Origin of the sequence: Psychroserpens sp. S379A, assembly GCF_049800755.1 — a bacterium.
Classification (GTDB): domain Bacteria; phylum Bacteroidota; class Bacteroidia; order Flavobacteriales; family Flavobacteriaceae; genus Psychroserpens.
Genome location: NZ_JBNAFQ010000012.1, coordinates 1 through 9025, shown reverse-complemented (window position 1 = coordinate 9025; position 9025 = coordinate 1). Strand labels below are relative to the sequence as shown.

Genomic DNA, 9025 nt, shown 5'->3' with positions numbered 1-9025 from the left:
AAAGCTAAACTCAAGTTTTGCTTTTACCATTGATAGCGAAAAGTGTTTGCAAAACTCTTTGTAACATTTATCCTTTGAGTAAGAAATTCCGCCAGAGTAGGATTCTGATTAATTTGATTTATATAAAACTTTTTGATGTAGAAGTCTTTCCACAAACGAGCTCAAAAATCCGCAAGAGTAAAATTCCAATATTATTAATGATAAAAGTAATAGATGAATAATTAAGTTCTTTTTGAAGTAAAATAAATTTCCGAGTTTGAGTAAGTAAATCCGATAATTTTAAATTTTAAAAGCTTTTTATGTTAGGAGTTACGATTTTCGGAGCTATTGTTACTAACGGTCTCGGCTATGAGTAGTTGCGTGGGTTAGCACTTAACTTTGCAAGTACACACCGAACTGAAAATCCGCAAGGATTTTCAGAAGTAGGCGAGAACAAGCAATTACTTATAGCCATTGTTGGCAACTGGCTTTTTAATTCAGTTCTTGAATTCTCCAAATTGATTTAGCTAGTTTAGCCAATTCTCTCTGTCTAGCAGAAACTTTATTTTCATTCCAATCATTATAATCTTGAGGAATTGAATTTGTAGAATGACAATTAGATTTTTTGAAAATCTCTTTTTTATCAGAATAAGGTTTTGTTCCAGCTTCTAAATTTAATTTATTCTCTATTAATGCTAAATTTCCAAGTCTATAAATAGATCTATTTACTTGCTCATTATTAAAATCTCCCCAATTTTCATCTGCACTTTCAGGTAAGATATGTTCAATAGTATAGTTGTCACTTTCTGAATTAATATCATTGTTGAACGAGTGTTTTTCAATTTTTGAATAAAGATATTTTACTATTTTGTGATTTTTAGAGGTTCTTTTAAATTGCTTTGTTTTAAAATCATTTTCAAAGTTAATATCTGAAACATAAACAGATTGGAAATCAGTTAAATTAATAGTCTTGTTTTCTGTAATTGAATTAGCAATTCGATTATAAACGTCCTCTTGCTCATTAGGATTTAAACCTCCAATAATATTATATCTGAATGAAATTACAGAACAGGTCTTTATTAGTTTAGCAAAAGAGTTTATATCTAAATTCTTATAAGCTGCCATTAAAAGAGAATTTGTTTGTTTTATTTGAAATAGTTTAAGCTCTTTCAGAGCTTTAACAATATCAGGTTTATCACTCCAAAGTTCACTTCCAGGATCTTGTATTGCGATGTAAATATCAGTAGATTCTTCTAAATCTCTAATTAGTTCAAAAGTGTCTTTTTTTGAATTTATATTGTTTTTAATGACTTTAAAAAGTTGATTTTTACGTACAGTTTTATTCTTGCTGTTCCAATAATATCTTAAGTAATCTTCAAATTTTTTATTCCCTAATTTCCCAATTATTCTACTCCATAATTTTTCTAACTCTTCGATTTCAGTGTGATGTGGATTTGATTCATCGATTACTGAAAACAAGTAGTTTTTTAGTAAATCAGAAGACGAAAGTTGAACACCTCTAGCATTAAGAGTTTCAAAAACTTTGAATGCATTTATTTGATCTGTTACCGTTATTACAGTAAAAAATAATTTATCAACTATTGTTTCAAGAAAATTTGCAATTTCTTCACCACTCGAATATTGTTTTAATTTTTTATAGAACCATTCAAAACACGACCTCATATTTTTTTCAGAGGTATTTGTGTTTCTAAGAGGTAAATCCTTTAAAAGAACCATATAATTTCTGTAATAGTCATCGCTATTTCTATTAAGTTTTAGCTTATTGTCAGAAATTAAAGTTATGGTGTTTAGACTTCCAATGTAATTATTTCTATATGTGTTTATTCGTATTTCATTATTCTCTACCTCAGAACCTTGATCAACAAAGTCATTTAACCTCTTTAATACAGCTAAGATTAGTATTGTGAGTGTAGTTAATCTTTGTTGTCCATCAATTACAGTATACTTTTTATTATCGGTTGTTTGAAGAACCAAATATCCCATATAATGTTCATTTTCTTGATTCTCTAGGATTAGTTGTATATCTTGCCATAAATCATCCCAGTGTTCTGATTCCCAACTATAATCTCTCTGGAATTTAGGAATAACATATTTAAGTCCATTACCCATTAACTTTCTATATGTCTCGTTTGAAGTATCTTGTATACCTTTCATTTTTTATGTTATTACATTTAGTGTAAAAATATAAAATTAATAAGTTATAACCTTTAATGAAGTCGTGAGTTTTTTCAGCTTGTTGCCAACGTGTTTGTGTATGATTTCGTTGTGTTGGCTAGGACTAAGTTAGCAAAAATAAAATGAACCAGAGGAAAATTCCGCAGGAATTTTTCGAGTACACACAAATCGAACAATGAATTATACACGTTGTTGGCACTAGTTTTTTTATTAATTTTTTATTTCAGTGACAAAATCATGAAGATAAATTATTTTTAGAGGTTTTTCATCTATTTTTTTATCATAAACAATTATTTCGTATTCTACTCTTGGTTCTCCAATTCCTAATTCCATTTCCTTTTTTGCTAAAACAGAAAATTGTTCGTTTTTATCTGATTTAGCAATGTCAGTTATAATTTTTCTTGATTCATGATTAGGATTGGATTCATTAAAATAGTCGTTTGACAATTTTAAAGAGTTTTCTTCTCCTGGATTGTAGTAATATGTGAAAATGTCTGTACCAATCAAAACAAATCCTTTGCGACTAAAATCAGGCGGAAAATTCATTCCTCTATTAGACTCTTCAATGATTATGAATTTATCGATTTTATCAATGTCCAAATTTTTGAGTTTAAAAACTTTTTTATAATTACTAATGTTATTAGTTGTAGAATTTTTTAATCCTTCAGCTTGCATTTCCCAAAATCCTTTTCCTGTTGTTGCTCTATACAAACTGTCCATTTTCGGATCTATTTGGCCAATCATTTCTTTGGTTGGTTCTTTTTCCCATGATTTTCTAAATAATTCATAGTAGCTTTCAGAGAAAGTTTGAGAATATGTAGATATTGAAAATAGGATTAAAATCAGATGAATTAAGTTTCTTTTCATAAATTTTTTCAAATTAGTGCCAACGTGTTTGTGTATGGCTATTTGCGTTGGTTGGAACTAAGTTAGCAAAAAGAAACCAAACCAGAGGAAAATCCGTAGGATTTTCCGAGTAAACAATAACTAGCAATTAGTTATACACGTTGTTGTGGCCAGTTATTTTTTAATTATCGGATACTTAAAGTTAGGATATTGTATATGAAACATTTCATTTTTATCATTTGGTACTCTATTAATTATTCCAGTAGATAAATTTATCGCTCCAAAACCAAAAAACCATTTATCAGTTTCATAATATTGGATTCCCTTGATGCCTAATTTTTCTTTGTTTCCCATTTTTTTATTTATCCAAAATAAATCCTGATCGTTGTACATTCCTCCAATATGAATCATTGCGCTATCAAAATCTATCTGGTCTAAAAAACTTTCAATATTCCATATGAACTCATTAAATTCGTTTAAATCATAACCAAAATATTTGAAAGTTCTAGAAAATGAAATGATGTAGGAATTATAAAAAGAAGGATATTTATTACTTCCTTGAGAAAACATTGAAGCATGGAAATAGTAAAATTCATCCGAAGATGACATTTCATTTATGATTTTTTGAACTTTATCTAAATTCCTATCAATCAATATTGCTCCATAAATATAATTAAATTCGTACATTTTTCTAATTGGCTACAACGAGCTTGTGTATGGTTTGTGCGGATTTTCAGCCCAAGCAATTTTTGCTTGGATGAGCCACTCGTGGCGAAAAATCCGCTGGAAGAAAATTGCAAGGCTGAGCCTTGCTAATTTTCAGTGTTATGTAAATATATAAATTTTAAGCGAAAATTTTCCTTTGTTACAAAATGTAGCATTAACTATACACGTTGTTGTACACTGGCTTTTATTTGTTTTTAAATTGTTTCCACATCAAGAATTTTCTATTAACTGATTCAGAGTTAATTATTCCTTTTTCTTCTACTTTACTTTTTAAAGATGTCAATATTTTCTGAATCGTATGATTATTAAAACTTTTAATTAAATAACCATCATTAAATCTATCTAACCTAATTACACAGGTCAGTAGTTTGCAAAGAACTATAATATCTAATTCAGAATAATCATATTCATAGTCATTAAGAATTTCTTTTCCATTTTCCCAGTTCATCCAATCAAAAGCAGGCGCTAATTCCAAAAGAGTGATAGTTTCAAAAGTCTTATGAACGATTTCAGTTGATTTCCAATACGGAAATGAATACGATCCATCATCTTTAATTTTAGATTCAATTAACTCACCAAATACTTTTGTTTTTTTAATTTCAGTAAGCAAATCAAACAAATAATTCCATTCTTCTTTAGAAAGATTGGTTAAATGTTTTTCAAAGTGTTCTAATTCTATCAATTTATTTTGGTATAGCTTGTGTACAACGGTTTTGTGTATGATTAGTTGCGTGGTTTAGCACGTAATTTAGCAAATAAAAACCGAATAGAAAATCCGCGAGGATTTTCGTAAGTAGGCTTTCACTAGCAATTAATTATACACGTTGTTGGCACACGTTTTTTATTTTAATTCAATTCCGAAAACAATCTTTATTATATATAAAATAACAATAATTAGTAATCCAGATATGAGTTTGTTTTCAGATATTAGTTTCCAAAATTTGATTATCAGATTATTTTTTTTCTTTGGGTTTTCTTTGTTTGATATATTTATTGTTTGGGAATTATTTGAAGTTTCTGATGAATGATTTACTTGACCAATATTTGAATTACTAAAATCATTATTAATTGTCATTCCGAATATTTTTTCTGTTCCGTTTTTTATATCACGTCCTTTGTCTAATAACTTTATCTGTCGTGAACCATACATTTCTGCAATTCCATTACTTACAAAATGTTGCCTGATTTTAAAGGTTAAATCGCTAAAAACTAAATTTTCTTTTTCAGATAATTCCAACTTATTTTTAAGGTCATAGATTGAGAAATTATCAAATTCAGGTGCGTTTTCGATGACTAGAGGAATAAACTTTTTTAGATATTCGTCTGTATTGTAGAGAGGTTTATTCCCGTTCTCGTTCAATTTTATTGCCATAATATATTTAAATGTAAGCCAAACTATATTGGCAAATCTATTCTTTATTTTTCCACAAAATCTACTTCAAAATCAGTAACTCCGTCGAAATTTTTCGGTTCTGTGAAATAGTCAAAACTTGCAGCTCGTCCTGGTCCAAAAGAATCTCCATCATTAACTTTTGCCTTTGTAGAGTAAACAATATCTCCACTCGAATTCAAGAATTTAATTTTAACGTATCCTTTTATTTCGGATGAACTTTCATTTCTAATCATTCCTTCGACAGCCCAAGCAAATTTACTGTCTTCTTTTATTTTTACATTTTCAACTTTCACTTTAGAAGTAGTGACGGATTCAGTTGTTTTCTTTGAAGATTCAAATCCACAAGAGATTAGAAATGACAAAGTCAGAATTAAAATAATTTTGTTTGCTATAGATTTTAATTTCATATTTTTCTTGTTTAGAAACTTGTTAATTTTATAAAATTTCTTTTTTTAGATTGCGATTTGGTAAATGTGTGCCAACGTGATTGTGTATGATTTGTGCGAATGAAAACGGCAAGTTTTCAGATGAAACAAATCATTTTGTTAAAGGTAGTCTTTTTTCTATGAAAATAAAAAGAGAGCATTAATTATACACGTTGTTACCTACTGTAGTGCAAGACTAACCATTGTTAAATCACAGACCAAAGCAGATTATCCAATAAGCAACCGAAAGAGAATGCTAGCCACGACTTAGCTGAGAAACCCAAGAAACCGTTGCATTAGATGAGAGGAAACAAACACAGTAGCATTTAGGTTGCCCAAAGCGATAAACACGAACACCTTTTTTGGAAATAGAACAAATCCGAACGCTAGCGATCATTTGGCAGATAAATCAATTTTCAGTTAGATGTAATATTTATTTTGTTTGATAAAATTCTATATAAATTGAACTATTCATTTTTCATAGGAAGATTCATTTAAGACACAGCAAATATAGAAAAGCCACAGAAGCGTTAAGTTCTCCAAAAAAGAAAATAGGGAAGAAGTTGAAAAGAAACCTCTAACGATAAAAGTTAGTAACTCAAATATGAAATAAAGTAATCATCACGAAAACTGCACTATTGTTGGTAACGTGATTGTGTATGATTTCGTTGTGTTGGCTAGGACTAAGTTAGCAAAAAGAAAACAAATCAGAGGAAAATTCCGAAGGAATTTTCCGAGTACACACAAACCGAACAATGAATTATACACGTTGTTACCCAACGTTTTTATTCCGCATTTTCTTTTTTCGGTCATATTTTATTTTTCAAATATGGTATTTTAATTTTCCAATAAATTTATTCCATTCGTGCCTACTTCCACCCAATTCCCAATTAACGTCAAATTTTGGTTCTGTTTTGTTTGAATTTGGCGATTCTGTAACATAGAAAGGTCTTGGGATTTTGCAATGTAACATTGGTTCATTCCTTTTTACAGTTTCATAAAAGTCAAGTTCGAGCGATGATTTGGGATAATATTGAATTTCAATTATTGTACTTTTCTTTTTGCTTTTATATATGTACAAGTTTATATCGTACAGATTTTCATAAATGTCTTTTAATTCAGCTGTTATTTGTTCAAGTGATTTGTTTTTTTTCTTTTCGTTTACTTTTTTACGTTCAATTCGTTTGTCAAGAATACTCCGATTATCATTTGTTATTTCTGAAATTATGTAACTCGTATTGTCTGAAATTTTATTCCAACAAGAACTTCTAGCCATTTCAAGTAGAGTAGAAGAGGCTTCTTTTAAGTTTTGTTCAAGATTTTCTTTATTCAACTTCTCCTTTGTTTTTTATCCTTGTACCAATTGCATAACTTATCATTCCAATTAAGCCAGCTATAACAACTGAAGTCCAATCAATGCCAGAGTTTTCTTTTTTAGTAACCATTGTAAAAGCTAAGTATGCAATAGTTGGAAAATATATTATAAAATTTCCTAATATTTTTTTATCCATAATTTTGGTCAAATGTTGGGTAACGTGTTCGTGTATGGTTTGTGCGGATTTTCAGCCGAGCAATTTTTTGCTTGGATGAGCCGCGAGCGGCGAAAAATCCGTTGGAGGAAAATAGCAAGGCTGTGACTTGCCAATTTTCCGATAAAACCATTTGTTTGTTTAAAGATAGTATTTTTTCTATGAACTAAGAGGCAAGCATGGACTATACACGTTGTTGTACTGCGTTAATTTACTTTTAATAAACTTAAGAGTTCATCGCTTGCTTGAATTTCGTAAATAGGTTTCGTCCAACCTCCTGGAGTAGGAGAGTTTAAAAATCCGTATTCAATTTCTGGAATAAAACTAAAGAAAATAATTCCGCTCGATTCATTATACATTGCCCTAAAATTAGAATCATTTCCAATCAGGTCAATAATATAATCTGGTGTTTCTCCAGGATAATTTTCAGTTGAAATTTTGAACTCTAAATTTTTCCATAATTTGATTTCCTTTTCTGTTAGGTTTTGAACATTATCATTATTCACTTTAATTTTTGCGATAGATGACAAATCAGAAGCTTTAAGTTTTTCGGGAGGAATTTTAATTCCGAGTAGCATTAATAATCCAATTCCAATTACTACAATTCCGATTCCAATTTTTAATGGAGTTTTAATTTTCATTAATTAATGCTGTACAACGTGTTTGTATAAGATTAGTTGCGTGTTTTAAGCACCTAATTTAGCAAATACAAACCGAATAGAAAATCCGCGAGGATTTTCGTAAGTAGGCTTGCACTAGCAATTAATTTTATACGGTGTTGGCAAATCGTTTTTTATTCGGCTACATTCCATCTTTTCGTTTAGAAAGCCAATCTTTATATTTAATTTTTAATTTATCTCTTTTTTCTTGAGAATCAACTATTATGTCCATTCCTCCATCATAAGGCGCTACAATACATTTTCTTTTCGGACAGACAAACATTGCTCTGAATTCATCATCCGCAATATTAGTCAAAAGTTCGTTTTGAGAATTCATTGTCCAAATGTCAGTTCTGAAATAAACATCATAGAAAAAGTCATCTTCATATTCTTCGGGATAAATTTTATGAAGTTCAATTGTTCTACAATTTTGAAATTCTCCGTAATTAGATAATTCGGTTGAGATTTCGCCAGTCAATTCCATTTCGTATTGACTTGACACAATTATTATTTCAGTGTTCTCTCCAATTAGTTCCGAAATCAGTTTGTTTTGTCTGTCCAGAATTATTTGATATTCATCTTCAGATTCCGCATATCGTTTCGATTCGGGCAAACTATGGATTCGTAGCCATCTATTCGGATAAACACTTTTCAATTCGTGTCCGATTGGATTTGATTCAGGGTAGTTTTTATCCCAATATTTATTGAATTCTATGCTGTTCATCAAATGTTTGCCAACGAGTTTGTGTATGATTTCGTTGTGTTGGCTAGGACTAAGTTAGTAAAAATAAAACGAACCAGAGGAAAATTCCGCAGGAATTTTCCGAGTACACTCAAATTGAACAATGAATTATACACAGTGTTACAACATTTTGCGAAAGAGTTGAGTAATCACGTTTTGCTTTGCCGTAAAGTTTTCAGAAATAGAATAGGAGAAAAGCTAAACTTTAGTTTTGCTTTTACGATTGATCGCGAAAAGTGTTTTTTTAAAACGCTTTGTAGCATTTTGCGTTTGAGTAATCAAATCCGCAAACTTGCTGAATTCCGTAAGAGTGAGATTCCATTTATTTCGAATTTAAAATATTTTTTAATTGGTTAGACTTTTTTTGATGTAAGATTAATTCCGCAAACAAGCTCAAGAATCCACAAGAGTGAGATTCCATTCATGTTGAATTTTAAAACATTTTTTGATTGATATGGTTTTGTTTGATGTAAAAGAAATTCGACAAGAGTAAGAATCCGATAATTTTGATATTTAAACAACTATTTTGT

10 protein-coding genes are annotated in these 9025 nt (G+C 29.7%); all 10 read right to left on the bottom strand.

The annotated features are described in order from the left end of the window. Positions 1–471 precede the first annotated feature (471 nt). Positions 472–2154, bottom strand: coding sequence for a DUF262 domain-containing protein (locus tag ACP15M_RS14410; RefSeq protein ID WP_425077903.1), 1683 nt, complete (start codon positions 2152–2154; stop codon positions 472–474). Between the two features lie 231 nt (positions 2155–2385). Then, positions 2386–3042, bottom strand: coding sequence for a hypothetical protein (locus ACP15M_RS14405; protein WP_425077902.1), 657 nt, complete (start codon positions 3040–3042; stop codon positions 2386–2388). Between the two features lie 153 nt (positions 3043–3195). Beyond that, the gene (locus tag ACP15M_RS14400) at positions 3196–3708 is read right to left on the bottom strand and encodes a hypothetical protein (protein ID WP_425077901.1); all 513 of its coding nucleotides are present in this window, start codon (positions 3706–3708) and stop codon (positions 3196–3198) included. A gap of 223 nt (positions 3709–3931) precedes the next feature. After that, positions 3932–4429 (bottom strand): DUF6508 domain-containing protein, encoded by a 498-nt coding sequence (locus tag ACP15M_RS14395; protein ID WP_425077900.1) that lies wholly within the window; start codon positions 4427–4429, stop codon positions 3932–3934. Positions 4430–4588: 159 nt separating this feature from the next. After that, entirely contained in the window at positions 4589–5119 is a 531-nt protein-coding gene (locus tag ACP15M_RS14390; RefSeq protein ID WP_425077899.1) for a hypothetical protein, read from the bottom strand. A 44-nt stretch (positions 5120–5163) separates the two neighbouring features. Beyond that, positions 5164–5547, bottom strand: a complete 384-nt coding sequence (locus tag ACP15M_RS14385; RefSeq protein ID WP_425077898.1) for a hypothetical protein — start codon at positions 5545–5547, stop codon at positions 5164–5166. A gap of 841 nt (positions 5548–6388) precedes the next feature. Continuing rightward, positions 6389–6898, bottom strand: coding sequence for a hypothetical protein (locus tag ACP15M_RS14380; RefSeq protein ID WP_425077897.1), 510 nt, complete (start codon positions 6896–6898; stop codon positions 6389–6391). Continuing rightward, on the bottom strand, positions 6891–7076 hold the full coding sequence (locus ACP15M_RS14375) for a hypothetical protein (protein WP_425077896.1): 186 nt from the start codon (positions 7074–7076) through the stop codon (positions 6891–6893). The genes ACP15M_RS14380 and ACP15M_RS14375 overlap by 8 nt, the downstream gene beginning before the upstream one ends. A gap of 224 nt (positions 7077–7300) precedes the next feature. Beyond that, positions 7301–7735, bottom strand: coding sequence for a hypothetical protein (locus tag ACP15M_RS14370; RefSeq protein ID WP_425077895.1), 435 nt, complete (start codon positions 7733–7735; stop codon positions 7301–7303). Positions 7736–7895: 160 nt separating this feature from the next. Beyond that, complete coding sequence (locus ACP15M_RS14365; protein WP_425077894.1) at positions 7896–8477, bottom strand: DUF3885 domain-containing protein; 582 nt, start codon at positions 8475–8477, stop codon at positions 7896–7898. Positions 8478–9025 lie beyond the last annotated feature (548 nt).

Coding starts and splice junctions, on each gene's coding strand:
- ACP15M_RS14370 (WP_425077895.1), bottom strand. CDS start 7,735: ATGAAAATTAAAACTCCATTAAAAATTGGAATCGGAATTGTAGTAATT.
- ACP15M_RS14405 (WP_425077902.1), bottom strand. CDS start 3,042: ATGAAAAGAAACTTAATTCATCTGATTTTAATCCTATTTTCAATATCT.
- ACP15M_RS14365 (WP_425077894.1), bottom strand. CDS start 8,477: ATGAACAGCATAGAATTCAATAAATATTGGGATAAAAACTACCCTGAA.
- ACP15M_RS14410 (WP_425077903.1), bottom strand. CDS start 2,154: ATGAAAGGTATACAAGATACTTCAAACGAGACATATAGAAAGTTAATG.
- ACP15M_RS14390 (WP_425077899.1), bottom strand. CDS start 5,119: ATGGCAATAAAATTGAACGAGAACGGGAATAAACCTCTCTACAATACA.
- ACP15M_RS14400 (WP_425077901.1), bottom strand. CDS start 3,708: ATGTACGAATTTAATTATATTTATGGAGCAATATTGATTGATAGGAAT.
- ACP15M_RS14375 (WP_425077896.1), bottom strand. CDS start 7,076: ATGGATAAAAAAATATTAGGAAATTTTATAATATATTTTCCAACTATT.
- ACP15M_RS14385 (WP_425077898.1), bottom strand. CDS start 5,547: ATGAAATTAAAATCTATAGCAAACAAAATTATTTTAATTCTGACTTTG.